Annotated in this window: 26 protein-coding genes and 1 other RNA gene; 14 read left to right on the top strand and 13 right to left on the bottom strand. The window is 63.1% G+C overall.

Annotated elements, in window-relative coordinates; all coding sequences use genetic code 11:
- The first annotated feature begins 209 nt into the window (after positions 1-209).
- From ligA to ABID44_RS05555, 3 genes are all read left to right on the top strand, one after another.
- The gene (gene ligA, locus ABID44_RS05565) at positions 210-2,357 is read left to right on the top strand and encodes an NAD-dependent DNA ligase LigA (protein ID WP_354150700.1); all 2,148 of its coding nucleotides are present in this window, start codon (positions 210-212) and stop codon (positions 2,355-2,357) included.
- Between the two features lie 101 nt (positions 2,358-2,458).
- Positions 2,459-3,211: an AzlC family ABC transporter permease gene (locus ABID44_RS05560; protein ID WP_354150699.1), complete on the top strand. Its 753-nt coding sequence runs from the start codon at positions 2,459-2,461 to the stop codon at positions 3,209-3,211.
- Positions 3,208-3,504: an AzlD family protein gene (locus tag ABID44_RS05555; protein ID WP_354150698.1), complete on the top strand. Its 297-nt coding sequence runs from the start codon at positions 3,208-3,210 to the stop codon at positions 3,502-3,504. The genes ABID44_RS05560 and ABID44_RS05555 overlap by 4 nt, the downstream gene beginning before the upstream one ends.
- An 88-nt stretch (positions 3,505-3,592) precedes the next feature.
- Here ABID44_RS05555 and ABID44_RS05550 read toward each other — a convergent pair whose 3' ends face one another.
- From ABID44_RS05550 to ABID44_RS05540, 3 genes are all read right to left on the bottom strand, one after another.
- Positions 3,593-5,440 (bottom strand): aminopeptidase P family protein, encoded by a 1,848-nt coding sequence (locus ABID44_RS05550; RefSeq protein ID WP_354150697.1) that lies wholly within the window; start codon positions 5,438-5,440, stop codon positions 3,593-3,595.
- Between the two features lie 92 nt (positions 5,441-5,532).
- Positions 5,533-6,411, bottom strand: coding sequence for a 50S ribosomal protein L11 methyltransferase (locus ABID44_RS05545; RefSeq protein ID WP_354150696.1), 879 nt, complete (start codon positions 6,409-6,411; stop codon positions 5,533-5,535).
- 21 nt (positions 6,412-6,432) lie between these two features.
- Positions 6,433-7,008 (bottom strand): SCO family protein, encoded by a 576-nt coding sequence (locus tag ABID44_RS05540; protein ID WP_354150695.1) that lies wholly within the window; start codon positions 7,006-7,008, stop codon positions 6,433-6,435.
- A 244-nt stretch (positions 7,009-7,252) separates the two neighbouring features.
- Between ABID44_RS05540 and ABID44_RS05535 the strand changes: the two genes are divergently transcribed.
- From ABID44_RS05535 to ABID44_RS05525, 3 genes are all read left to right on the top strand, one after another.
- On the top strand, positions 7,253-7,690 hold the full coding sequence (locus ABID44_RS05535; RefSeq protein ID WP_354150982.1) for a CreA family protein: 438 nt from the start codon (positions 7,253-7,255) through the stop codon (positions 7,688-7,690).
- Between the two features lie 55 nt (positions 7,691-7,745).
- Positions 7,746-8,387 (top strand): DapH/DapD/GlmU-related protein, encoded by a 642-nt coding sequence (locus ABID44_RS05530; protein WP_354150694.1) that lies wholly within the window; start codon positions 7,746-7,748, stop codon positions 8,385-8,387.
- A 211-nt stretch (positions 8,388-8,598) separates the two neighbouring features.
- Complete coding sequence (locus tag ABID44_RS05525) at positions 8,599-8,985, top strand: hypothetical protein (protein WP_354150693.1); 387 nt, start codon at positions 8,599-8,601, stop codon at positions 8,983-8,985.
- Between the two features lie 115 nt (positions 8,986-9,100).
- Here ABID44_RS05525 and ABID44_RS05520 read toward each other — a convergent pair whose 3' ends face one another.
- Positions 9,101-10,306, bottom strand: coding sequence for a hypothetical protein (locus tag ABID44_RS05520; protein WP_354150692.1), 1,206 nt, complete (start codon positions 10,304-10,306; stop codon positions 9,101-9,103).
- A 235-nt stretch (positions 10,307-10,541) separates the two neighbouring features.
- Here ABID44_RS05520 and ABID44_RS05515 point away from each other — a divergent pair, with 235 nt between their 5' ends.
- Positions 10,542-10,955, top strand: a complete 414-nt coding sequence (locus ABID44_RS05515; protein WP_354150981.1) for a low affinity iron permease family protein — start codon at positions 10,542-10,544, stop codon at positions 10,953-10,955.
- A 49-nt stretch (positions 10,956-11,004) separates the two neighbouring features.
- Positions 11,005-11,292 carry a hypothetical protein gene (locus tag ABID44_RS05510; RefSeq protein WP_354150691.1) on the top strand — a complete coding sequence of 96 codons (288 nt, stop codon included), beginning with the start codon at positions 11,005-11,007 and terminating at the stop codon, positions 11,290-11,292.
- A 16-nt stretch (positions 11,293-11,308) separates the two neighbouring features.
- On the opposite strand, the gene ABID44_RS05505 is transcribed toward ABID44_RS05510, so the two are convergent.
- Positions 11,309-13,927 (bottom strand): ATP-dependent helicase, encoded by a 2,619-nt coding sequence (locus ABID44_RS05505; protein ID WP_354150690.1) that lies wholly within the window; start codon positions 13,925-13,927, stop codon positions 11,309-11,311.
- Between the two features lie 204 nt (positions 13,928-14,131).
- On the opposite strand from ABID44_RS05505, the gene ABID44_RS05500 reads away from it, so the two are divergent.
- A complete protein-coding gene (locus tag ABID44_RS05500) occupies positions 14,132-14,275 on the top strand; it encodes a hypothetical protein (protein ID WP_354150689.1) in 144 nt (47 codons plus the stop codon).
- Positions 14,276-14,534: 259 nt separating this feature from the next.
- Positions 14,535-14,783, top strand: coding sequence for a hypothetical protein (locus ABID44_RS05495; protein WP_354150688.1), 249 nt, complete (start codon positions 14,535-14,537; stop codon positions 14,781-14,783).
- Positions 14,784-14,909: 126 nt separating this feature from the next.
- On the opposite strand, the gene ABID44_RS05490 is transcribed toward ABID44_RS05495, so the two are convergent.
- Both ABID44_RS05490 and ABID44_RS05485 read right to left on the bottom strand, forming a co-directional pair.
- Entirely contained in the window at positions 14,910-15,152 is a 243-nt protein-coding gene (locus tag ABID44_RS05490) for a hypothetical protein (RefSeq protein ID WP_354150687.1), read from the bottom strand.
- Between the two features lie 59 nt (positions 15,153-15,211).
- Positions 15,212-15,733: a thioesterase family protein gene (locus tag ABID44_RS05485; RefSeq protein ID WP_354150686.1), complete on the bottom strand. Its 522-nt coding sequence runs from the start codon at positions 15,731-15,733 to the stop codon at positions 15,212-15,214.
- A gap of 117 nt (positions 15,734-15,850) precedes the next feature.
- Between ABID44_RS05485 and ABID44_RS05480 the strand changes: the two genes are divergently transcribed.
- Entirely contained in the window at positions 15,851-17,260 is a 1,410-nt protein-coding gene (locus tag ABID44_RS05480) for an FAD-binding oxidoreductase (RefSeq protein ID WP_354150685.1), read from the top strand.
- Positions 17,261-17,350: 90 nt separating this feature from the next.
- Positions 17,351-21,094 (top strand): AsmA family protein, encoded by a 3,744-nt coding sequence (locus ABID44_RS05475; protein ID WP_354150684.1) that lies wholly within the window; start codon positions 17,351-17,353, stop codon positions 21,092-21,094.
- Between the two features lie 67 nt (positions 21,095-21,161).
- Here the strand turns inward: ABID44_RS05475 and ABID44_RS05470 are convergent, their stop codons facing one another.
- From ABID44_RS05470 to ssrA, 5 genes are all read right to left on the bottom strand, one after another.
- Entirely contained in the window at positions 21,162-21,383 is a 222-nt protein-coding gene (locus tag ABID44_RS05470; protein WP_354150683.1) for a ribbon-helix-helix domain-containing protein, read from the bottom strand.
- Positions 21,384-21,404: 21 nt separating this feature from the next.
- Positions 21,405-21,602, bottom strand: a complete 198-nt coding sequence (locus tag ABID44_RS05465; RefSeq protein WP_354150682.1) for a DUF4169 family protein — start codon at positions 21,600-21,602, stop codon at positions 21,405-21,407.
- Positions 21,603-21,616: 14 nt separating this feature from the next.
- Positions 21,617-22,138 carry an SspB family protein gene (locus ABID44_RS05460; protein WP_354150681.1) on the bottom strand — a complete coding sequence of 174 codons (522 nt, stop codon included), beginning with the start codon at positions 22,136-22,138 and terminating at the stop codon, positions 21,617-21,619.
- A 128-nt stretch (positions 22,139-22,266) separates the two neighbouring features.
- Positions 22,267-22,827, bottom strand: a complete 561-nt coding sequence (locus tag ABID44_RS05455) for an AAA family ATPase (RefSeq protein ID WP_354150980.1) — start codon at positions 22,825-22,827, stop codon at positions 22,267-22,269.
- A 116-nt stretch (positions 22,828-22,943) separates the two neighbouring features.
- Positions 22,944-23,299, bottom strand: a transfer-messenger RNA (tmRNA) gene (gene ssrA, locus ABID44_RS05450).
- Between the two features lie 164 nt (positions 23,300-23,463).
- Here ssrA and ABID44_RS05445 point away from each other — a divergent pair.
- A complete protein-coding gene (locus ABID44_RS05445) occupies positions 23,464-23,772 on the top strand; it encodes a DUF2853 family protein (protein WP_354150680.1) in 309 nt (102 codons plus the stop codon).
- Between the two features lie 267 nt (positions 23,773-24,039).
- Positions 24,040-24,834: a thymidylate synthase gene (locus tag ABID44_RS05440; protein WP_354150679.1), complete on the top strand. Its 795-nt coding sequence runs from the start codon at positions 24,040-24,042 to the stop codon at positions 24,832-24,834.
- Positions 24,835-25,061: 227 nt separating this feature from the next.
- Here ABID44_RS05440 and ABID44_RS05435 read toward each other — a convergent pair whose 3' ends face one another.
- Positions 25,062-25,271, bottom strand: a complete 210-nt coding sequence (locus ABID44_RS05435; RefSeq protein ID WP_354150678.1) for a TOBE domain-containing protein — start codon at positions 25,269-25,271, stop codon at positions 25,062-25,064.
- Positions 25,272-25,389 lie beyond the last annotated feature (118 nt).

The following is a 25,389-nucleotide window of genomic DNA, read 5'->3' as shown; positions in this document are numbered from 1 at the left end:
GTCCAATCGGATGCATAAAGGACGCTCAAACATTTTGAGCGAGCATCGGCTTTTCCGAAAACCGGACTCCACTTTTCGGTTCGATGCTCTATCCACAATTGACAAGATGATTCAGGAGAGAGAGGCAGGCGCCTGTTTCCGTTCGGCTTTGTGCGCGCTACATACGCATGTCGTAACCGGGGCTTCTGGCCGAACCGAGAGATGTCGTCATGTCCGAAAAATCAGTTGACGCCCTGACAGAGGCCGAGGCCGTCGCTGAACTTGAGCGACTGGCGGGTGAGATCGCGGAGCATGACCGGCGCTACTATGCGGAAGATGCGCCGACCGTCTCGGATGCTGAATATGACGCGCTGCGCATTCGCAATGCGGAGATCGAAGCACGCTTTCCGCAGCTCGTGCGCGAGGATTCGCCGTCGCTTAAGGTGGGAACCGCGCCATCCGGCGCTTTCGGCAAGGTGGTTCATGCCGTGCCGATGCTGTCGCTCGACAACACTTTCTCTGACGAGGATGTACGCGACTTCGTGGTGAGCGTGCGGCGCTTCCTCGCCCTGCCGGCGGATCGGGAACTGGTGTTCACCGCCGAGCCGAAAATCGACGGGCTTTCCATGTCGCTGCGCTACGAGAACAGGCGGCTGGTGACAGCGGCGACGCGCGGTGACGGCGCGACCGGCGAGAACGTGACGACCAATATCCGCACCATCGGTGAAATTCCCGAAACGCTGCCGAAGGATGCGCCGGACGTGGTGGAGGTGCGCGGCGAGGTCTACATGCGCCGTGACGACTTCTTCGAACTCAACCAGCGCATGGCTGAGACGGGGCGCGTCTTCGCCAATCCGCGTAACTCCGCCGCCGGAAGCCTGCGCCAGCTCGACCCGGAAGTGACGCGCCAGCGCCCGCTGCGCTTCTTCGCTTATGCGTGGGGCGACACCTCCGCGTCGCTTGGCGAAACGCAATATGATGTCGTCAGGCGGTTCGGCGACTGGGGGTTTCGCGTCAACGACCTCATGGCTCGCTGCAATACGATTGAGGCGATGCTGGAACATTACCACCGCATCGAGGCTGAGCGCGCCGAAATTCCCTATGACATCGACGGCGTCGTCTACAAGGTGGACCGGCTCGACCTTCAGGAACGGCTGGGCTTCCGCTCGCGCAGCCCGCGCTGGGCGACGGCGCACAAATTCGCCGCCGAAAAGGCGATGACGGTGCTGAACGGCATCGACATCCAGGTCGGGCGCACGGGCGCGATGACGCCGGTGGCGCGGCTGGAGCCGGTGACGGTGGGTGGTGTGGTCGTCACCAACGCCACGCTGCACAATGAGGATTATATCAGGGGTATCGGCAACAGCGGCCAGCCGATCCGCGAAGGGCGCGATATCCGCGTCGGCGATACGGTCGTCATCCAGCGGGCTGGCGATGTCATTCCGCAGATCCTCGACGTGGTGCTGGAGAAGCGGCCGGCGGATGCCGCACCTTACGAGTTCCCCCATACGTGTCCCGCCTGTGGCAGTCATGCGGTGCGCGAGGAGGGCGAGGCGGTGTGGCGCTGCACCGGCGGCCTGATCTGCCCGGCGCAGGCGGTGGAGCGGCTTCGCCATTTCGTGTCGCGCAACGCCTTCGATATCGAGGGGCTGGGCGAAAAGCAGATCGAGTTTTTCTTCCAGTCGGACGATCCGGCGCTTCAGGTGCGCTCGCCTGCCGACATTTTCACGCTGAAGGAGCGCCAGCAGGCGTCGCTGACCAAGCTGGAGAATGTGGACGGTTTTGGCGCTGTTTCGGTGAAGAAGCTGTTCGCCGCCATCGACGAGCGTCGCCGGGTCGAGTTCTCACGCTTTCTGTTCGCGCTTGGCATACGCCATGTCGGCGAGACCAACGCCAGGCGTTTCGCCCGCCATTTCCTGTCGTTCGAGGCGTTTCGCAAACTGGCCGAGGAAGCGGATATGCCCGAAGGCAAGGGCGATCCCGGCAATGCCGCCTGGCAGGAACTGAACAACATCAACGGCATCGGCTCCATCGTCGCCGGCGCGGTCGTGGAGTTCTTCGAGGAGGATCATAACCGGCAGGTGCTCGATGCGCTGCTGTTGCAGGTGACGCCGGTGGACGAAGAGCCGATTGGCGCGACCGATTCTCCAGTGGCCGGCAAGACCGTGGTGTTCACCGGGGCGCTGGAGAAGATGTCGCGCGACGAGGCCAAGGCCATGGCCGAAAAGCTCGGCGCGAAGGTTTCCGGCTCGGTGTCGAAGAAGACCGATCTGGTGGTGGCCGGGCCGGGCGCTGGCTCCAAGCTCAAGCAGGCGAATGAACTCGGTATCGAAGTGATCGACGAAGACGCATGGTTCGCCCGCGTCGGCAGGGAATAAGGGCTCCGTACATCCAGTTTCGCTGATCGTCTGGCTCAAGAGAATTCATGTGACAGCGCCTGACAGGCTGCATAGATAAAATCCTTTTTCGGGAGTGATCCATGACAGCGCAAGCAACGGGCAAGCGCGCGCCCTTGAACGAGTTCTGGCGCGGGGCACGGTTCGGGTTTCCGGTCTGTGTGGCGATTGCGCCTTTCGGGCTGCTGTTCGGCACGCTTGCCGTGGAGAACGGCCTTTCCGTTTTCGAAGCTTTCTTCATGAGCTTCGCGGTCTACGGCGGCGCCAGCCAGATGGTCGGCATCGAGTTGTTCGGCCAGAAGGTTGCACCCTGGCTGATCGCCTTTTCCATTTTTGCGGTGAACTTCCGCCATGTGCTCTATTCGGCGGCGATCGGCCGCCATCTGGCAAAATGGCCGGTTGCGCAGCGGGGGGCCGCTTTCTTCCTGTTGACCGACGCGCAATATGCGCTTGCCGAAAGCCAGGTGCAGAGCGGGCGCAGTTTCACTTTCGCCTGGTATGTGGGGGCGGGGTTCACCAGCTACCTGTCATGGGTTGCGGCGACGGTGCTTGGCGCTGTTTTCGGCAAACTCATCCCCGACACGAGCGCCATCGGCATCGACTTCCTGCTGCCGATCTATTTCCTGGGGCTGGTGATGGATTTCCGCAAACGACCGCTCTGGCTGCCGATTGTCGCCGTCAGCGCCGTGGCCTCGATCCTGGCCTACAGGTTTGTCGGCTCGCCATGGCATGTGTCCCTTGGCGCTCTGGCGGGCGTTGCGCTCGCCGTCATCCTGCCCCCGTCCCGCAGCGGCATTGAGGTTACCTCCGGACAGGTCGTGGAGGAGCCGGCATGAGCAGCACCTTATGGATCATTGTGGCAGGCGCGATCGCCACCTATCTGACGCGAATCGGCGGACATCTCGTGATTTCGCGGCTGGAACGCATTCCGCCGCGCGTCGAGGCCGGTTTGAACGCGGTGCCGGCGGCGGTGCTCACCACGCTCGTGGCGCCGGCCGTGCTGACGGCCGGACCGGCGGAATGGCTGGCGTTGATCGTGGCGGGGCTGGTCGCGTTGCGCGGCGGGCTGCTGAGCATGTTTCTGGCAGGGGCGGTGGTGCTCGTCGCCGCCCGCCAGTTCATGGCCTGAAGTTCAGCTAGAGCGGTTCTGGTTTTCATTGAACCGGCAGAACCACTCTACTCACTGTTTTGGCCGCATTTCCGAACGCAAAACCGCTTCACACTTTTGCTGGAAATGCTCCAAGCGGCGCGCAGGCCTGTTCGAGCCACGCCAGCACGTCGCCGTGGACCGTTGGGCCGATCTCGGCCAGCACGTGTGCATGATAGGCGTCAAGCCAGTTCCGCTCGACCGGTGACAGCAGCTCGGCAACGATCATGCGCCGATGGAAGGGGGCCAGCGTCAATGTTTCGAAGCTGTGCATGGCGATGTCGCCACCTTCGATCTGCGCTGCCGGCTTGACCGCGATGAGGTTTTCCAGCCTGACGCCGTAGTGGCCTTCCTTATAGTAGCCCGGCTCGTTGGAAAGGATCATGCCTTCGCGCAGTCTCTCCGTACCGGTCCTGGCGATGCGCTGCGGACCCTCGTGGACGGCGAGATAGGAGCCGACGCCATGGCCAGTGCCATGGGCATAGTCGAGCCCATGGCCCCAAAGCGCCAGACGGGCGACGGCATCGATGTCCGAGCCGCGCGTTCCGGCAGGAAAGCGCAGGGTGGAAAGGCCGATCAGGCCTTTCAGCACCAGCGTGTAGCGCTCGCGCATCTCATCGCTTGGCTTGCCGATGGGGACGGTGCGGGTGATATCGGTGGTGCCGTCCTGATACTGCGCGCCGGAATCGAGCAGGAACAGTTCGCCGTCGCCCAGTTTGCGGTTGGTCGCGCGCGACACGCGGTAGTGAATGACAGCCCCGTTCGGGCCGGAGCCGGAAATGGTCTCGAAAGAGACGTCGCGCAGCGGCATCTGCGTTTCCTCGCCTGCCCGCCGGCGGAAATTTTCCAGCGCCTCGACGGCTCTGATCTCGTCGGTTTCGCCCGGCTGCTGGCGGTCGAGCCAGCACAGCATGCCCGCAATGGCCGCTCCGTCGCGGCGATGGGCGGCGCGGCTGCCTTCCAGTTCGGCCCTGTTCTTGGTGGCGCGTGGAATGCGGGCCGGATCGGCTGCCGCCACGACCGTGCCGCCATTGGCCTCGACCAGCATGCGCAGCTTCTCGGCCGCCAGAACCGGGTCGAGCGCGATGCGCGCTCCTTGTGTGGCGAGGTCGGCGATTGCCGGCGCGAACGTGTCGGGTTGATGCGGTTCGGCAAGCTGGGTGAGATAGGCTTCGACCTCGCGAGAAAACTTGGCTCTGTCCATGAACAGGCGATGCGAGCCGTCGGCGGCGAGAATGGCGAAGCCAAGCGCCAGCGGCGTGTGCGGCACGTCGTTGCCGCGAATGTTGAATGCCCAGGCGATGGAGGAGGGGTCGGTCAACACCGCGTGTGTTGCGCCATCCTCCTCGATCGCCGCCGCCAGCCGAACCAGCTTGTCCTTCGCCAGTTCGCCGGCGAAGGCGACAGGCTGGATTTCGACCGGGGTGAGCGGCGGGGCCGGCTGGTCTTCCCAGATGGCGTCGACCGGATTCGTCTCCAGCGGCACGAGTTCCACGCCAGCCTTCTTTGCCGCCGCCTTCAGCGTGTCGACTTCGCCGGTCGTGTGCAGCCATGGGTCGAAGCCGAGCCGCGCGCCGGATTTCAGATTCTGTCCGATCCACTTCGCGGGTGGATTGTCGATGAGGCTGTCATAGCCGAAGATGGCGGGATCGGTTTCCTTGCGGACTTGCAAGGTGTAGCGCCCGTCGATGAAGATGACGGCGCGGTCGGCCAGCACCAGCGCCACCCCGGCCGAGCCGGAAAAGCCGGTCAGCCACTTCAGCCGGGCTGCGCGCGCCGGCACATATTCGCCCTGATGCTCGTCGGCGCGGGGCACCAGGAACCCGTCCAGGCCGTTGGCGGCCAGCCATGCGCGAAGGGCGGCGACGCGCGCCGAGGCAAGCGAAGGATCGCTGGACGAATCGAACGACTGGAACATGTCAGGATTTCCCGGAAATGAATCTCGCGGGAACCTAACTCCCCGGCGTCATGCTGACAATGAGGTAGCAGGCAGCGGCTCAGGAGCCTGTTTCAGGCGGCTGGCTTGAGATGGATCGTGACCCAGCCTTCGCGATGCAGCGTGGTGATGTGCGCAAAACCCTGTGCGACATAGGCCTCGACCACGGCGTCGTGCTGGCGCTCGAGAATGCCGGACAGAACCAGCGAGCCGCCGGGGCGCACATGGGCCGCCATCTGCGGGGCGATCTCGATCAGCGGTCCAGCCAGAATGTTGGCGACGATCAGCGCGAACGGGCCGCGCTGCGCGAAGCTCGGGTGCTCGAAGCCTGTCGCGGTGACGGTTTCGACATAATCGGCGACGCCGTTGAGTTTCACATTGGCGGCGGCGACTTCCGTTGCGACCGGGTCGATATCGGTCGCCAGGACCGGGATGCCGGACAGCTTGGCAAGCGCAATCGCCAGAACGGCGCTTCCCGTTCCAAGATCGAGCGCGCTGGCGGGGCGCTCGGCCGCCACAACCTGCTCCAGCATTTCGAGGCAGCCGGCGGTGGTGCCGTGATGGCCGGTGCCGAAGGCGAGGCCGGCCTCGATCTCGATGGCGATGTCGCCATCCCGGCGCTGGTCCCTGTCATGGGAGCCGTGGACGAAGAAACGGCCGGCGCGCACCGGCTGCAACCCCTCCAGCGAGCGGGCCACCCAGTCGATGTCCGGCAGTTCCTCCCGCTGCACCGCGCAATCTAGGGACAGGGACAAAAGCACCTCGCGCAGACGGTTTTCCGCACCGTCAATATCGCCGTCCGCGTAAAGCGAGACTTCGTGGATGTCGCGGTCCTCGTCGACCTCCAGAACGCCAATCGGCCAGCCATCGTCCTCGAAAGCCGTTTCGAGGCTGGCGAAAATGCGCCCGGCCTCTTCCTTCGAGGTGGTGAAGTGGAGGCGGGTCTGGGTCATGAGGTCGAGAACCTGTTGGTGTCAGCTTCCCGCGGCAAGCCGCTTCAGCTTGGCCTTGGCCGCGTCGGGGCTCTCGCCATAGGCGATGGTGCCGAAAAAGTCACCCTGCGAATTGAGCAGCAGCACCGAGGCGGTGTGGTCGAGCGTGTAGTCGCCATCGTCGGTCGGAACCTTCTTCCAGTAGATGCCGAAGGACTTGGCCATGGCGAAGACCTTTTCCGGGTCACCGGTGATGCCGGTGATGCGGTCGGAGAAGTTGCTGATATAGGTGTTCAGTATCTCCGGCGTGTCGCGCTCGGGATCGACCGACACGAAATAGGCGTGGATGTCCTTGCCCTCATCCCCCAGCGCGTTGAGGTAGCCGGCAAGTTCAAAAAGGGTCGTCGGGCATACTTCCGGGCAATGTGTGAAGCCGAAGAACACGGCGGCGGGCTGGCCACGGAAAGCCTGCTCGGTGATTGGCTGGCCCGTTTGGTCGGTGAGCGTGAAGGGCGCGCCGAAAGGCTCGCCGCTGTGACGCTGGCTGTACCAGTTGAAGACCAGAAAACCGATGCCGGCGGCAATGAGGACGAGAATGCCGGCGAGAATTTTGCGCATGGGGAACAGTCCGCTTTCAGGCGGCCTCGGGCCGCGTCGATCCAACAGATGGATCTGTTCTAGTAGTCCGGCGGAAACTGTCAAAGTGGGCCCATTGCCGCAAGGCCTCGCGAGGTCACATCATCGTGCTTGCAACGGAAAGCCCCGCACCCCAATTGCAGGGCGATTCCCCAACCGGACGGAGACCATCGTGCGCAAGACCGTAGCCAGCCTGACAGCAGCCGCAGCCATCGCCGGCACCCTCATGTCGGCCCGGGCCGAGCAGGTGGGCAAGATCGGCGTCGACTGGTTCGGCAACGACATCAAGATCGAAGCCGTGAGCGATCCCAAGGTGGAGGGCGTGACCTGCCATCTGGCCTATTTCGACCGTGGCGTGATCGACCGTCTCCAGAAAGGCAACTGGTTCGAAGACCCGTCCAACGCCGCCATTTCCTGTCAGCAGACGGGGCCGATCAGGATCGGCGACATCGATTTCAGCAGAAGCGGCGAAGAGGTGTTCCGGCAGTCGATCAGCCTGATCTGGAAGAAGCAGGTGGTCAAGCGCATCTACGACAAGACCAACGACACGCTGATCTATCTGGCCCATTCGCAGCAGGTTCAGGACGGATCGGCCAAGATGGCGATTGCGACCATTCCGCTTTTCGGACAGCAGGTCGAATGGACGAAAGGCAAGCCGCAATAAGCCGGCTGCGGGCAGGAGGCTTGCTCAAGGGCGGGGAGCGTCGTACAGCCGCCTGATGGACGAGCCTCAACAGCCAGAGCCGCGCGAGGCGCAGCCGCGTATCCACCCGTCAGCGGAGCTGAAGGGCTGCCGGCTGGAATCCTATGTGGCGATAGGCGAGCGGGTTGTGCTGCGCGAGGTGGTGGTTGGAGCCTTCACCTATTTCGAGCGCCATGCGGAAGCCATCTACGCAAGCCTCGGCAAATTCTGCTCGGTCGCCGCCAACACGCGCATCAATGCGCTGGAACATCCGATCGAGCGCATCACCCAGCACAAGCTGAGCTATCGTCCGAACGAATATTTCCGCTATCTCGGCGTTGATTCCGGCTTTCGCGAGCGCAGGCAGGCGAAGCGGGTGACCATCGGCCATGATGTGTGGATCGGGCATGGCGCGGTGATCATGCCCGGCGTGACGGTCGCCAACGGCGCGGTCATTGGCGCCAACGCCGTGGTGACGCGCAATGTCGAAGCCTATGCGATCGTCGCAGGCTCTCCCGCGCGACTGGTTCGCTACCGTTTTCCGCCGGAGATAGCGAAACGGATTGAAAAGCTGAACTGGTGGGATTGGTCCGCCGAAAAGATCGGCCGCGCCATTCCCGACATGCAGGCGCTTCCCATCGAAGACTTTCTCAAGCGCTGGGAAGAACGGCGCGACTAGATGAAGTTGAAAGATTGCCGTTCCTTGATGCAGCGGCTGCGCTGGTAACCATGTCCCTTAACGTAAAGCATTAGCGTTAAAATTCTGTTTATCGGTTGAATTGCATAAAAATAGCAATTTATAGTTGTAATCACTTCGGGGTTTCGTATCCTGACATCGGAGGTATTCATCTGAAGCGCAAGGAAAAACGGAACAGTCAGAGGAGAATGTCATGAACAAGTTCACCGTTATTCTTGCAACCGCAGTTATTTCTTTCACTGGCGTCAGCGCCCATGCCGGCGGATGGGGTTCCAAAGGCAACAACAACAATTCGAGCGGCGGTCTGATCAACGTTGCGCCGGCTGTGGCGCTCGGCGACATCAAGGTGCTGAACGGTCTGTCCGTCCTCAACAAGTCGCCGATCCTGTCCGGCAACAACACGGTGCTCGGCAACGGCATCCTGAGCGGCGTCGGGCTCGGTATTCTGGGCGTCGGGGCGGGCTCGGCCAACTCGCCGGTGGGCATTTCCGGCGGTGGCAACACCTACACCGACAACAGCGGCAACACCTACGACAGCGGTAACGGCAATTCGTCCTACTCCGTGAAGAAGCGTCGCTAGACCAATAAGTCGGATGTCCGGGTCCGGCGGCGGGCAGGAGGGTTCGCGTCCCTCCTGCCCGCATCCGTTCGAAGGAACAGGCGCGGGATGCTGCGTAGCGCCTTGCGCCCGAACCTTAAATCTGCGCCCGCAGCCCGATGAAGACATCGGTGGTGCGTTCGCGGATGTCCAGAATAGTCTTGAACGTCTTCGACATGTCGACCCGGACCACCGCGCTGAGAGGTTTGCTGAGCGCATAGGTGGCTTGCGCGTAGAAGCCGCGGCCGCGTTCTTCGTTTTCCATGAGCAGGTTCTGCTTCACTTCGCGATAGACGCCGGTCGACAGAGCAAGCCGCCCGGTCGCCTTCCAGCCCAGCTCCACTTCGGCGCGGTGGAGCCAGGAAGCGAGAGGATCGTCGCTGTCGCCGGTCTCGTACCGGCCGAACCATGCACCGCGCAACTCGAAATCCTTCGGCAACGGCATGGCGGCTTTCACATTCCATGCAGGCCTGATTTCCGAATAGATGCCCTGCGCACCGCGCAAAGCTTCGGCGCCGGAAGCCATTCCGACCGACAATCCGGCCTCGCTGCGCATTTCCAGTTCGCCCTGTGCGCCATAAAGCGCATAGGAAAGCGATACGGGCGGCGAGCCGAGCTTCTCGACGGAGGCGAACAGCGCCGAAAGCGACCCGCCGGCCGCCAGCGGCCCGATTGTGCGCATGACGCGCGCCGCCAGCCGGAACTTGTTCACGTCGGGATCGAGGCGCGTCGGCCCGATCACATCTTCCTCGAAGCGGGTGCGGCCCGTGGTCTCGAAGACATTCGAGAGGTCGAGAACGAGAGCCGTGACCTCGTCCAGAGCAACGCCCATCTGCACCTGCGCCGCGGCGATCTGCTTCAGTGCGCGCGTGCCGATGACGAGCGGGCCGATTTCCAGATGATCGCCCTTGCTGAACGCCGACCAGGTGAGCGTGCCGCGCAGTTCCAGTGTCGGGGACAGGCGGCCGAAAGCATGCGCCGAGACGGCGATGCTGCGATCGTCCTCAATGGCGATGCGGTCATGACGCGTGAGCTGAAATTCGGCCGCGATGCCGGCATTGGCCTCATCGTCCCCGATGTCCTGACGCAGTGACCCGCGCAGCAGCGTGTACCAGTCCGCCACGGCAAATTCGCTGTCCAGAGCATTGCTGGTCCAGTGACGGTCGAGGGACGCGGAGATTTTCGGGGCCGGCTGGTTGGCCAGCGCCGGACAGGAAAGGAAAAGGGCCGAAAAACCGAGAACCAGCGCGGGCGCAGGAACCGCAAGGGTCAACTGCCGCCTCAGCTTCGGCCTCTTCGCCATTTCGCCTCTCCCGGTGCCGGAACCCCTCCCGCCGTGCGGGGGTGGCGAGGCGGAAGGGGCCGGAGGTTCCGCTGAAGCGGAAGGAACAGGCACCATTGCCTGCGTGGGTCATCATGTGATTGCATGCATAAGATGGGGTTTCCAAAAAACACATCTAATAGTTGTATCGGGTTGCGTGTCGACGCCTGTGGAACCTATCGCCATGCGCGATGGTTGTTCCGGTTTCGAGGACGCCATGCTGGAGAAAGCTTTCACCAGAGCGGCCAATGTGGTCGCCTATGTCACCGGCTTGCCGGTAGCGTTCATTGCCTGTCTGGCGCTCGTGCTGGGATGGGCGATCAGCGGGCCGCTGTTCGGTTTTTCCGATACATGGCAGCTCGTCATCAACACCGGCACCACCATCGTCACCTTTCTGATGGTCTTCCTGATCCAGAATACGCAAAATCGCGACGGCGCGGCAATGCAGGCAAAGCTGGACGAGCTGATCCGCATCAGCAAGGCCAATAACCGCTTCATCGGCATAGAGCATCTGACGGAAACGGAGGTCGAGGAAATTCGCAAGGCTTGTGAACTGGCGGCGGGGCGTCAGTCGTCCCGGCCGAAGCCTTCGCGGCGGACAACCGGAAAACCTCAACCGGCCGACGATTGACCTTTGTGTTCAGGCAGGCATGCTTGGGCTGGGCGAACAAGAGGATGCCGTGGCGGACTGGATCGAAATCCTGCGCAAGCAGACCGAAACGGGCGAGAAGATGGCGCGCGAGGTGCCCGCGGTCCTCGAAAATCCGCATGTGACGGAAGCGCAGGTGCGGGCCTTGTTCGATGAACTGGACCGGCAGGCGGAATTCGTCGAGGGCCTGCGCGAGACGCTGGAAAAGTTCGACCACGATTTTTCCGTCATCGAAGCGGCTGAAAAGCTGGAGGAGCGCTTTGGCGATCTCGCCGCCGCCGCGGCGGAGAAGCTCAAGGCCATGCGTTCGGGCGCATGAGGCAGGCGAGGCTCCGTCAGGCCGCGGTCACGAAACTGTCCAGCACCTTCTTCTGGCCTGCACGGTCGAAATCGATGGTCAGCTTGTTGCCGTCGATTGACGCGACATTGCCGTTGCCGAACTTGATGTGGAAGACGCGATCGCCGACCTTGAAGGCGGACGGCGCGTCGGCCACCGATTTCGCGACCAGTTCGCCATCGATCGTGCGGCCCTTGACCGAACCGCGCCCCGCGCCATAACCGGAATCCGCCTCGCCATAACCGATGCGTTCGACCGCATGGCCGGAGCGCGTGCCCCAGTTGCGGCTGGTGGCCTCGGTGCGATTCTGACGCGCGCGCTGCCAGCCCGGCGTTGCATAAGTGTTGGAGAAGGCCTGATTGCCGCCGCCTTGATCCCCTCTCTTGGCATAGCCCCCGGAGGGCGAACCGAGATTGTCGAAACGCGAGGCGCCATAGGGGTTGCCGTAGCCACCGAAGCTCGATCCGCTTTCGTTCACTTCGACATGGGCTTCGGGGAGTTCGTCGAGAAAGCGGGAAGGCATGGTCGACTGCCACAGGCCGTGGATGCGGCGGTTGGACACGAACCAGATGTGCAGGTTCTTCTTGGCGCGCGTGAGCCCGACATAGGCGAGACGGCGTTCTTCCTCGAGGCCGGATCGGCCGCCTTCGTCCAGCGCGCGCTGGTGCGGAAACAGGCCTTCCTCCCAGCCGGGCAGGAATACGGTCTCGAATTCGAGCCCCTTGGCCGAGTGCAGCGTCATCAGCGAAACGGCGTCGAGGTCCTCGTTCTGTTCGGTATCCATGACGAGCGCGACGTGTTCGAGGAAGGCGCGCAGCGACTCATAGTCCTCCATGGAGCGGATCAGCTCCTTGAGGTTGTCGAGCCGCGTCGGCGCGTCGGCCGCGCGGTCGTTCTTCCACATGTCGGTGTAGCCGCTTTCCTCCAGGATCGTCTCGGCCAGCTCCGTATGCGGCGTTGTCTCCAGAAGGTCCTGCCAGCGGGCGAAATTGGCCGCAACCTCGCGCAACGCCGCGCGCGGTTTGGGTTTCAGCTCGTCGCTCTCCGCCAGATTGGCGGCGGCTTGCAGCATCGGCACGCCGAGCGCGCGGGCAGTGTCATGGACCTGACGAATGGCGGCTTCGCCCAGACCGCGCTTCGGCACGTTGACGATGCGCTCGAAGGCGAGATCGTCGCCCGGATTGGCCACGACGCGTAGATAGGCCATGGCGTCGCGGATTTCCTGCCGCTCATAGAAACGCGGGCCGCCGATGACGCGGTAATTCAGGCCGATCTCGATGAAGCGGTCCTCGAAGGCGCGCATCTGGAAGGAGGCGCGCACCAGAATGGCGATGTCGTTGAGCGCATGCTTTCTGCGCTGCAACGCCTCGATCTCTTCGCCGACGGCGCGGGCTTCCTCGTCGGAATCCCAGGCGGCGTGGACATTGACCTTGGGGTCTTCGGGGTCGGGCCGATCCGTAAACAGCGTCTTGCCGAGCCGCCCCTCGTTATGAGCGATGAGATGGGCGGCAGCGCCAAGGATATGGGCGGTGGAGCGGTAGTTGCGTTCCAGCCGGATCACCGTCGCGCCCGGAAAATCCTTCTCAAAACGGAGGATGTTGTCCACTTCCGCTCCGCGCCAGCCGTAGATCGACTGGTCGTCGTCGCCCACGCAGCAGATATTGACCTTGTTTTCGCTCGCCGTGGGGGCAGGCGAAACCTCGCCCGGCGCGCCGTCGCGCGCCCGGCCTGCTGATGGTTGGACAGAGGTGGAAGCCGAAGTTCGAGGCCGCTGGGCGAGCAGGCGCAGCCACATATATTGCGCGGTGTTGGTGTCCTGATACTCGTCCACCAATATGTATCTGAAGCGCTTGTGATACTCGGCCAGAATATCGTGATGGGCGCGAAGGATACGGATCGGATGCAGCAGAAGGTCACCGAAATCGCAGGCGTTCAGCGTCGTGAGGCGGGCCTGATAGGCGCGGTAGAGTTCGCGGCCGCGACCATTGCCGAACGAGCGGGCATCGCCTTCCGAGATTTCCTCGGGGCCAAGGCCCTTGTTCTTCCAGCCGTCGATCATCTGGGCGAAGGTGCGCGGCGCCCAGCGCTTGTCGTCCAGCCCCTCCGCCTGAATGAGTTGCTTGATCAGGCGGATGACGTCGTCGGTGTCGAGAATGCTGAAATCCGAGCGCAGGCCGGCCAGTTCGGCATGGCGGCGCACTATCTTGACGCCAATGGAGTGGAAAGTGCCGAGCCAGGGCATGCCCTCGACCGCTTCGCCGACCAGCAGGCCGATGCGCTGCTTCATCTCGCGCGCGGCCTTGTTGGTGAAGGTCACCGCAAGGATCTGCGACGGGAAGGCGCGGCCGGTGGCCAGAATATGGGCGATGCGGGTGGTGAGCACCCGTGTCTTGCCGGTGCCCGCGCCCGCGAGAACCAGAACCGGACCTTCCGTGGTCTCGACGGCCTGCCGCTGCTCCGGATTGAGGCCGTTGAGATAGTCGGGCGGGCCGTTCTGCGCCTGTCGCGCGGCCATGGCGCGGGCGGCGATGCCGGACGGCGCGCCATGACCCGCGGCGGCCGGAGGTCTCGCACCCGGTTCATCAAAGAAGGGCATATCGTCGGAAAAGCCGGACATTGTTCCCGAATGTAGTGATTCGATCCCGAAAGACCAGAAGTGTCGCCGTTTTGTTCTGTTTTCAGGGCTCGGCTTACCCCTCCCGGCGCGCGGCTGCAAGGAAAGCCTGCAATGGGCGGAACATTGCGCTTGTGACGTCATTATTCCCGATTACCCGTCCGGCTCCCGATGCGGCCTCCGGCCAGATTTGCCCTTCACTCGGCAATGAGGGAACCCATCGACCTGATGGAGCGCATCTCCTATCCGAAGGCCAATTCCTCCACCTCGGTCCTGCTCATCGCCCGCGACAAGATCATCGTGAGCGGCGCGGTCAACGACAACTGTTCAAGCAAGGGCCTTCCGGCGTGATCCGTGCCTTACCGGCAAGGTTTGCGGGGTTCGCCTGCATCGCGATCTGTGGGACATGGACGTTGCGGCGCAGCTTCGCTGATCGACCTGACGACGGCGGCGGAGCGGCAAAACCGTCTCCCGAAATCCACACCTGAAGGCTTCTCGCGAGGGGTAGGGCCAGTTTGGCCTTGCCCCTCACGCGTGCTCGGTTAAGTCTGTGGGCAATGCCCGTTCCGGAATCGTCCCGGAGGGTGCGGGCGGGTGCAAGGGATGAGGCATGGACGATAATTTCGACAAGGCCGGCATTGCAGTCATCATCGTGTTCGGTGCGTTGTGCCTGGGCGGACTGATGGCGGCCAATCTGGTGGTGGGCGACCGCAGTGGTTTCCTGCTGGCGCTGGCAGGCTCCTTAACCGCCTATGTCGCCGGCTATGCGGTGCTGTTCGATCTGCCGCGCATCTACGCGATCCTGATCGCAATCGCGCTCCTGTTCGGCATTGCCTCCACCATCGCCTACGCATTCTAGATTCTGCCAGATCGGGCACAGGCGAGGCATGCGGCGAAGCAATTTCGTTGCGCGCGTGGGGGCTTATGCGTTGATTCCGGAGATTCTCTCAAGTCGCTGATTTTTAAACGACTTGCGCGGCTCGCTTCAGGCGTGCCCGCGTCGTGAACGCGCCTGCTTCAGGATGGCGCGCCAGCGCACCATGTCGAAGGGTATGGGGTCGCCCCTGGCCGAAATCTCGAAGATGCGGTTGTCGACATTCCTGAGCGAACGCCAGAAATCATAATCCGACACGCGCGGATCGGCGGCCAGCCTTTCGGCTTCCATCGTCACGCTGCGTATCGGGTCGGCCATCGCGGGGGATGGCGGCAGGTCGTTCTGCGTAGCCATGCGAATGGATTGGCTGGCGCGGCGATTCGTTGCAACGGCCCGGGCTCGCTATCCCCTGCTTATGACCGGTCGGCGGTGGCGGCGGCGTCAGCGCCGCGGGCGGCTTTGCGGCGAATGCCGATGGACCTCCCGGCGCGTTCGGGAAACGGAAGCGCGGCATGCGTCGCGCGCATCGATTCGAGCTTGGCCGCAATATCCTCGGGAAAGGGGACGACCTTGGGCCCTGCCAAGTCGACATGCAGCGAGAGGGTTTCGGCGGTGGCCGCCAGCCAGCCATCGGCGTGGCGGATTTCCTGATAGGCGCGCAAACGCTTGTCGTCGCTGTCCAGCAAGTGGAAGCTCACCGTCACGCGGTCGTCCAGATGCAGTTCCTGCACGTAGCAGACATGGATTTCTGCGGTATAGATGGTGAGCTTGCGCTCCCGCGCATAGCTTGCGCCCATGCCGAGCAGGTTCAGAACCTCGTCCGAGCCGCGGTCGAACAGCACGTTGTAATAGGCCATGTTCATGTGGCCGTTGTAATCGATCCAGTCCTTTTCGATCTCCATGACGGGAGAGACGAAGGGGGAGGAAACGCTCATGAAAGTTCCTTCTGAAGCTGGACAAAACTCTCCGAAAAGCAGATCAGATATAAACATATTCGCGGACCAAACCTAATCGCAACCACATGGTCCGTCTGTTCTGCCGGCGGAGGATCAATGGCTCTCAGCGACCTGATTGCAGTGGAACGCAACGATGACGGCGTCGCGACGGTGCTGGAAATCCTGCGTAGCGAGTTCGGCGACCGCGTGCAGACGGGCCATTCGATTCGCGAGCAGCATGGCCACACCACTACCTACCTTCCGAACCAGATGCCGGATGGGGTCGTGTTCCCCGAAAGCACCGAAGAGGTGCAGAAGATCGTACGCGCCTGTGCCGCGCATCGCGTGCCGCTGATTCCGTTTGGAACAGGCACCTCGCTGGAAGGCCAGATCAATGCGCCGGGGGGCGGCATTTCGCTGGATACCTCGCGCATGAACCGTATCCTCGCGGTCAACGCCGAGGACCTCGACTGCACCGTCGAGCCGGGTGTGACCCGCGAAGATCTCAACCGGCACCTGCGTGACACGGGCCTGTTCTTTCCGATCGATCCCGGCGCAAACGCATCGCTGGGCGGCATGGCGTCAACGCGCGCGTCCGGCACCAATGCGGTGCGCTACGGCACAATGCGCGAGGCTGTGCTGTCGCTGACGGCGGTGATGGCCGATGGCGAGGTGGTGAAAACGGGAGGCCGGGCGAAGAAGAGCGCTGCCGGCTACGATCTCACCCGCCTGCTGGTCGGCGCCGAAGGCACGCTTGGCGTCATCACCAGTCTCACCCTGCGCCTGCAGGGCATTCCGCAGGCGATATCCGGGGGCATCTGCCCGTTCCCGACGCTGGAGGCGGCCAGCCGGGCGGTGATCGCGACCATCCAGATGGGCATTCCGGTGGCGCGCATCGAACTGGTCAATGCGTTGCAGATGAAGGCCATCAACATCTATTCCAAACTCGACTATCCTGAAAGTCCTTGCCTGTTCCTCGAATTCCATGGCAGCGACGCCGGCGTCGCCGAGCAGGCGGAACTGTTCGGCATGATCGCCGAGGAGCAGGGCGGAGGACAATTCCTGTGGACCACGGTGGCCGAGGAGCGCAGCAGGCTGTGGAAGGCGCGGCACGACGCCTATTGGGCTTCGTATTCGCTGCGGCCCGGGGCCAAGGGCCTTTCCACGGATGTGTGCGTGCCGATTTCGCGGCTGGCCGAATGCGTTGCGGAAACCGAGGCGGACATCGCCGAGAACGGTCTGATCGCCCCCGTCGTCGGCCATGCCGGCGACGGCAACTTCCATACGCTTGTGCTGATGGATCCGGACGATCCGGCCGAAATCGCCAGGGTCGAGGCGTTCGTCGCCCGCCTTAACAGGCGTGCCATCGCCATGGACGGCACCTGCACCGGGGAGCACGGCGTCGGCCAGGGAAAGGCCGGGTTTCTGCGCCATGAGCTCGGTCATGGGGTCGATGTCATGCGCCTTATCAAGCAGGTGCTCGACCCGCATGGCATTTTCAACCCCGGCAAGACGATCATCGGATAGGAATTTGGGGTGGGGCAAGCCCGCTTTGCCTCTTTATCGTCATCGATATCCGGGTAGGATCGGCGAACCTTCAGGATTTGCAGTGAGGACATGCTCGCACGCCTGTTCGTGATCGTCGGCGGATTGCTGGTGCTGGTGCTGCTTGCGGCACTGGCGGCGCCGCCGTTCATCGACTGGACGGGCTACCGGGCCGATTTCGAGCGGGAGGCCAGCGCCATTCTCGGCCGCAAGGTGACGGTGCGCGGCGAAGCAAGGGCTCGGCTGCTGCCGTTCCCTTCGGTCACATTCACGGATGTGGCGGTTTCCGGCGGCGCGGAAGGTCAACCTTCCATGACCGTGGACACCTTCTCCATGGATGCCGAACTTGCGCCGTTCCTGCGCGGCGAGGTCTTGATCTTCGACATGCGGCTGGAGCGGCCGCGCGCGGTCATCGGCGTGAGCGAGGACGGCAAGGTGGACTGGGCCATGCGGCCGTCCTCGCCTTTCGATGCGGCCCAGATCGCCATCGAGAAGCTGACCATCACCGACGGTGAGGTGGAATTGCAGCATGGTGTGGGCGGTCGGACCCATTCGCTGACGAACATCAACGCCGCCGTTTCGGCAAAATCCCTTCTGGGCCCCTGGCGCGTCGATGGGTCCATGTTGTTTGACGGAGAGTACAGCGATATTTCCGCATCCACCGGCCGGGTCGCGGCGGACGGGCAGATGCGCGTGCGATTGCGCGTTCGCACGGATAGCTATGCGGCCACTGCCGAGAGTGATGGCAACGCCAGCATCGAACAGGGCGTGTTGAAATATGCCGGTCAGTTCAAGCTGGCGGAAGACCTTGCCGACGCAATGGAATTGCGCGGCGGCGATGGCGAGACAGTCGCCCTGGCGCCGGCCAGGGCGGCACCCGGATACCGGGCCAGCGGCAAGTTCCAGTTCGATCATCGAAGGCTGGTCCTTGATGAGTTCCGCTTCGAGACGGGCCCGCTGGACAATCCATATGCGGCGGACGGCTCCGCCTTCCTCGACCTCGGACAGGAGCCGCGTTTCCGGATCGAGGCCTCGGGCGCGCAGGTGCAGTTCGATGAGGCTGTTTCAGGCGAGCGCGGGCCCGTGCTCGGCGCTGCGGCGCGCATCACCGCACTTCAACAGGCGCTGCGTCGCCTGCCGCGTCCGACCATCCCCGGCTCCGTCGATGTGAAACTTCCGGCCGTGGTGGCCGGGGACACCACTATCCGTGACGTCCACCTTACGGCCGAACCGGCGCGGGACGGCTGGCTGGTGCATTCGCTGGGCGCGACCTTGCCGGGGCGCGCCACGCTGGAAGCCGGCGGCCTGCTCAACACCGGCGACGCCTTCGGCTTCCGGGGCAAGATGCTGCTGGCGGTGGCGCAGCCTTCCGGTTTTGCGGCTTGGCTGGCGAAAGATGTGGACGAGGCGGTGCGCCGCCTGCCGGCGGCTGGTTTCAGCGCCGAAGTCGATCTGACGGCCGGACGCCAGCGGTTCAGCGATCTGGAACTGGTGCTGGGCGGTGCGAAATTCACCGGCCGCATAGAGGCTGCGCAGGAAGGCGATGCGCGTCCTTCGGTCATGCTCGCGCTGGATGGCGGGGCGCTCGATCTTGAAGGGCTTTCCGCGTTCGCTTCGATCTTCGTCAGCAGCGAGGGGGCGAACCGCTTCACCGGACAGGATCTCGATCTCGACATCAAGGCCGGGCCCGTGCAGGCATGGGGACTTTCGGCGGATCAGGTGGATACGGCGCTGCGGTTGCGCGGCGGGGTGCTGGAGATCGACCGTCTCTCCCTGACCGGGCTGGCCGGAGCTTCCGTCAGCGCCACCGGGCGTATTTCGGATTTCCCGGAAAATCCGGCTGGCCGCCTCGACGCCTCGCTGGTCGCCGTGGACCTGGCGCCGCTGGTTGGGGCGTTGGAGAGCCAATACGGGACGAACGCCGTGATTGCGGGGCTTGGCCAGCGCGTGCAGGCCTATCCGGGCCTGCTCGAAGATGCGCGTATCGATTGGGTGATGAGCGTCGCCGCTGGCGATGGCGGTGATGGCGGTTTCGCCATTTCGGCTCAGGGCGGCGCGGGCGGCTCGGCTTTCTCCGCCAGTCTTTCGGGCCAGCGCAACGGCGACGACCTGTTGCGCTCGTCCCTGTCCGCAACGCTCGGTATCCGCAATGACGACGCGACCGTGCTGATGGCCCTTGCCGGTTTGCCGGCATTGCCGCTGGGCCTCACCGGGCCCGGGACGGCGGACATTTCCGCAAGGGGCGACCTGCATGACGGCATGGAAACCCACGCCCTGCTGACCGGCGACGATTTCCGCGCTTCTTTCGAAGGTACGGTTTCGGCCGTGGATGGAGCAGCGGTGAAAGGCAAGGCCGGCCTCGAAGCGGCGGACATCGAGCCCTGGCTGATGACGGCGGGCGCCGTACTGCCCGGAATGGGCGCCGGGACCTCGATATCGCTGGCGACGGACGCCGACTATGGCGGCGGCCTCCTGATCCTCAACGGGCTTTCCGGTGCTGTGAACGAAGCCGCCTTTTCCGGTGACATCAATGTCGAGGTGAAGGAGGGCAGGCCGCACATCACCGGCGAGCTGGCGCTCGACGAACTCGACCTCGCTCCGATGGCGGCCATGCTGATGGGCGACGCAGCTTTTGCGCCTGTCGCTGAAGGATGGCCGACCGCGCCCTTCGCGGCGGTTTCGACAGCGCCGTTCAATGCGGAACTGGATATTTCCACCGCAGCATTGCTGGCGGGACACCTCGCCACCGCCTATGACGCCTCGCTTGCGCTGAAACTGGATGGCGAGGGCCTGCGCGTTTCCGGTTTGAAGGGGAAGCTTTTCGACGGTGCGCTCTCCGGCCTTTTCGAGTTGAAGAACTCGGCAGGCACAGGATTGCTCAATGCGCAAATGAGCCTTTCGGGCGCCGACCTCGCGGCGATGCTGCCGGAAGCCGGCTTGTCCGGAAGAACCGATTTCTCGACCTCGGTTTCCACCACCGGCAAATCTGTGGATGGAATGGTGACGTCGCTGTCCGGTTCGGGCACTGCATCGCTGAAGGAGTTGCACATCGCCAATCTCAACGAGGATGCGCTGCCCGCCTTCCTGCATGCGGCCGATGCTGCCGGGCGTGACATCGACGCCCGCAGGACGGCCGAATTCGCGCCGGGCATAGCGGCCCAGGGCGACTTCGCCGCGCAGGATGCCGCTATCGCCTTTACGATCGCGAATGGCGTGGTTCGCGCGCCGCCCGTCAAGCTTGCTGGCAAAGCCGCGGATATTTCAGCCGATCTCACGGCCGATCTGGCGAGCAGCAATGTGCATGTTCAGGGTGCAATCGCCTACAGGCCGGGCGAGGATGCGCTGGTCGGCTCGGAGCCTGTGCTCAACTTCGCCATCGAAGGGGAAGCTCCGGCCGGGGATATGCAGCGGAGTTTCGACAGCGCGCCTCTGGCGCAGTATCTGACGCAGCGCGCGCTGGAGCATGAGCAGCAGCGTGTCGAGGCGATGCAGGCCGAGCTGCTTGAAAAGCAGCGGCTGCGGCGCGAGGCGAGATATTACGCCGACTTGCAGGTCCAGCGGGAACGCGCGGCGGAAGAAGAGCGTCGCCGGCAGGAAGAGGCGCGCCTGAAGGCGGAAGAGGAGGCGCGGGCGAAAGCCGAGGCGGAACGTGCCGCACGCGAGGAGCAGGAGCGCTTGCGGCGGGAGGCGGAGGCAGCGCGCACCCGCGCGCAACCGGCAATCGAGCGCATGCCGCCGCCCGCGACGAACGACAATGGCCCGGCGACCGAGCCCTTCACCTTGCAGAACCTGCTGAAATCTCTGGAAGGCGGGTGAACCACGCTGTTGCCGTCGTCGCAGCCAGTGGAGCGGAGCGATAGCGGGGACGCGCGCACCGAACCTGTCAATCCTGTTTGCCTTTGGCCCAGTCGAGCACATAGAGCCGCAGGGCGGACGACAGGTTGGAATCCCTTGGCCGCTTTTCATCGATTTCGGCCACCAGGGCGGCCAGCGGCATATTACGGGTGAGGGAGATCGTGACAAGATCATCGTAGAACGGTTGCTCCAGCGAATAGCTGGTGCGGTGACCGCGAATGGTGACGGAGCGCTTTTTCACCAACCCCATGCCGTCATTCACCGGCCGCGTTCATTTTTCATCCACAGGGGAGACCGGTGAGCGCTTGTGGCCGTCCAGAAAGCTGGCCACCTTCTCGTCCGCGTTGCGGTCGCGCTCGCGTTCGGCTTTGCTGCGGCCGTGAAGTGCACGGTTTTCCGCCGCGGTGCGCTCCTTGTCCTCCCGCGCCTTCCGTTTGCGGACCTGACGCAGGTTGACGATCCCGGTCAACGGGCAAGCCCGCCCTATTTCTTGCGGAAGGCGTCGAGCGACACGACTTCGGCGCCTTTGCCTTCGGCCGTTTCGGCGGCCGGCGTTTCCTTTTTCGATTCGGCCGGCTTTTTGGCGCTCGCCGGCTTCACTTCGACAGGAGCGGGGGGCGTTTCCGATTCCTCTTCTTCCGACGGTTCGGTGCGTACGTCGAATTCCAGTTCGAAGTTCACGGAGGGGTCATAGAAGCCACGTACCGCCGAGAAGGGAATCTCGAGCTTTTCGGGAATATCGGAGAAGGACAGGCCGATCTCGAAGCCGGTGTCGGTGACTTTCAGGTCCCAGTACTGGAACTGGATGACGATGGTCATCTGCTCGGGATAGCGCTCGCGCAGGCGGCTGGAGATGCGCACGCCGGGCGCGCCGGTCAGGAAGGTGATGAAGAAGTGGTGGTTGCCCGGCAACCCTGTGCGCGCAACCTCGGCCAGCACCTTGCGCATGACGCCGCGCAGGGCTTCCTGGGCCAGGATGTCGTATCTGATATGGTCGTCCGACATGAACAGTTCCGTTGAATCGTCGGCTTAGCTGTAATCAAGCTTGGCGGCGGCGTAAACCGCATATAGCGCCCTAAACGCCTCCCGGAGGCTCTGGCTGCGAAGATTTGATCGGCAGGCTGCCGGGTCGTCTATGCGCGGCATGCCGGGCCGAGGGTCTCCATAACGAATTTCACCCGTCCCGTAACGGAAGTGAAGGGCAGGGGAACGAGTTCGTAGCCGAGTTCGTCGTAAATGGTTTCCATCGCATCGAATGTGCGCCGGGCTTCGTCGGCCGTCTGCCTGCGTTCGGCGTCCTGACCGAAGATTTCCGGCCAGAACGGGGCGATGAAGACACGGCGATTGTAACGCATGGTCTCAGTCGCGCGCATTATATGGTCCGGTACGGGCAGGCCGGTCAGGCGCAGATAGCCGATGGTGTCGGGAATGCCTCGGTCGAAGAACAGCGCGCCTGGCATATTCCTGGCGGCGGCGTATGAGCGCATTTCCCATGACAGCATCAGTTCCGCGAAGAGGGCTGGGTTGCGCCATGGCAGGGCAGGCCCGTCTATCGCCTGCTGGGCGCGGATGACGCCGCGCCCGGCTTCCGGCAAGGTTTTGAAGTCTTGTGCGGCCAGCGCTTCCAGAAGCGTGGTCTTGCCGGAACCGGGGCCGCCCGTGATCACGACGAAGCGTTCAGCATCCATGCGGATACTCCATTGTACGGCGCCTATGGCGAGTTGAACGACAGGGAAAACGCCCCGGGAAGCGCGCGAAAGCCTTCGGCATGCGGGCGCATAACCGGCAGAGACGTGAGCAGAGGGGAAAAAGTGGAGGTTTCTGTTGCCAGGTACCTCCGAACCCCGCCTAGAGGTGCGAACCCCTAGGAGTTTAGTTGAAGCTGTCGCACCGCATTACGCAGCGAGACGTGCTTCCGCATAGTTGTCGTTGGCAACTATAAATTTAGCCCGATAACGGTGGTACAATGCCGGGCAAAAGTACGATCTTTACACCTTCGTCGATCCTGTTTCGCCCCCAGCAAAAGCCGCCCGTAACGGCGGTTTTTGGTGGAGGCGCCGGGTACCGCCCCCGGGTCCGAACGGCTTATTTCATCGCCCGTTTATCGCCATAGTCGGTCGAGCCGACGATGCGAATATAGGCAGTCGCGCAGCCAAATGGAAGAGCGTGCGGGCAAGCAATTCGCCATATTGGCGACGATTTCTTTAACTTGACTTGCACGCGCGATTTCTTGCAGGCTTGCACGCGGTACGGGAATCTGGCCCGGCAGGAGATTACGCTGGCCGATCGCCCGTTAAGTGGGGATTTCTAACTCCGGAGAGGGGATATCGATGAGCGATTATCTGGCCGATGTGAAGAAGTACGACGCTGCGGCCGACGAGGCAGTGGTGACCAAAATCGTGAAGCATCTGGGCATTGCCCTTCGCAATCGCGATTCCTCGCTGGTCTCGGCGAGCGACCAGAAGGAACTGGACCGCGTGCGTGACAGCTGGTGCGTCAAGAAGCTGGGCGTTGATGCGGCCGCCGGCGAGTCCGCTGTCGCCAAGGTTGCGCAGATCATGGCGGCCGACCGCTCCAAGGGCCGCGTGACCTTCTATTATCTGGTGGCCAAGGAACTGGGCAAGCTCGACTCTCTGTGAGCGCCAACTCTTGCCGGTCATCGTCGATTGCTTCCAAAGGCTGAAGCGGCGGTCGTTCTGACGAACACGGACTGTTGCCCGAACCTCTGGCGTTGATCGCATTGTTGCGACGACGGACTCTCCATTCGGCTGCAGGATGCTCTGCGCATGCAGGCGGCATTTCTGCGGCGGTATGGTTTGGCTGTGGACGGGCTGCGGATCGGCGGCTGCGCCGTAATGCATTCACGCTTATAATGCAGGCCGTGCGAATCCTTTGGAACGGAGCCGATGCGGCAATATCTCGACCTTCTGCGCCATGTGCTTGAGACCGGCGTCGATCGCGGCGACCGCACCGGCACCGGCACGCGCTCGGTGTTCGGCCACCAGATGCGGTTCGATCTGGCGGATGGTTTTCCCGTCACCACGACGAAGAAACTCCATCTGAAGTCGATCATCCACGAGCTTCTCTGGTTTCTGGCCGGCGACACCAACATCAAATATCTCAACGACAACGGCGTCACCATCTGGGACGAGTGGGCGGACGGGAACGGCGATCTGGGGCCGGTCTATGGCCGTCAGTGGCGGTCGTGGCCTGACGGCAAGGGCGGCGAGATCGACCAGATCGCTAATCTTCTCACCGAGTTGCGCCGCAATCCGCAGTCACGGCGTCTGATCGTCTCGGCATGGAATCCGGCGCAGGTGGACACGATGGCGCTGCCGCCCTGCCACTGCCTGTTCCAGTTCTACGTCGCGCAAGGGCGGCTTTCCTGTCAGCTCTACCAGCGCTCGGCCGACATCTTCCTCGGCGTTCCCTTCAATATCGCCTCCTATGCGCTGCTGACCATGATGATCGCGCAGGTGGCGGGGCTGAAGCCCGGTGAATTCATTCACACGCTGGGTGACGCGCATCTCTACGCCAACCATTTCGATCAGGCGCGCGAACAGCTTTCGCGAACTCCGAAGTCGCTGCCCACCATGTGGATCAATCCGGCGGTGGATGATCTGTTCGCCTTCCGTTTCGAGGATTTCCGGCTGGACAACTACATCGCCGATCCGAGCATCCGCGCGCCGATCGCCGTCTAGAGCGTTTTGCAGTCAGACGGAATCGTCTGACTTTGCACAAATGGGGCCTGGAAAAGAAGCTGGAGCAGCGGAAGCTGCGTTCGTCAGAACGCCCGCTGCACCTAGAGCGTTTCCGGTGATAGCCGGATCACCTGCAATGCTCTATCTCTTTGTTTTTACGCAATTCCGGACGCAAAACCGCTTCGCACTTCTTACTGGAGCTGCTCCAGGCGCTGGCGGCGAGATACTCAGTCCACTGCGATCATGACGTCGGACGCCTTGACCACGGCATAGGCCTCATCGCCTTGGCTGAGCTTCAGTTCGTCCACCGCCCCATTGGTGATGGACGCGGTGATGACCGCGCCGCCGCCGATGTCGATGCGCACATGAGCGGTGGTGGCTCCCTTCGCTACTTCCACGATCCTGCCTCTGATCTGGTTGCGGGCGCTGATCTTCATGATTCTCTCCTTTTTTCAGACCTTGCGCGTTAGTGAAACACGGTTGCGCGCGAAGCGCAAAAGGCTTCCCTTGTTATATTCATCCGTATATATCGGTTATGGGCTGCACAGGCGGCGC

The sequence above is a fragment of the Aquamicrobium ahrensii genome (assembly GCF_040545755.1).
GTDB lineage: Bacteria > Pseudomonadota > Alphaproteobacteria > Rhizobiales > Rhizobiaceae > Mesorhizobium > Mesorhizobium ahrensii.
Note: the sequence above shows the minus strand (reverse complement) of the source record. Positions and strands in the feature narration are given on the sequence as shown.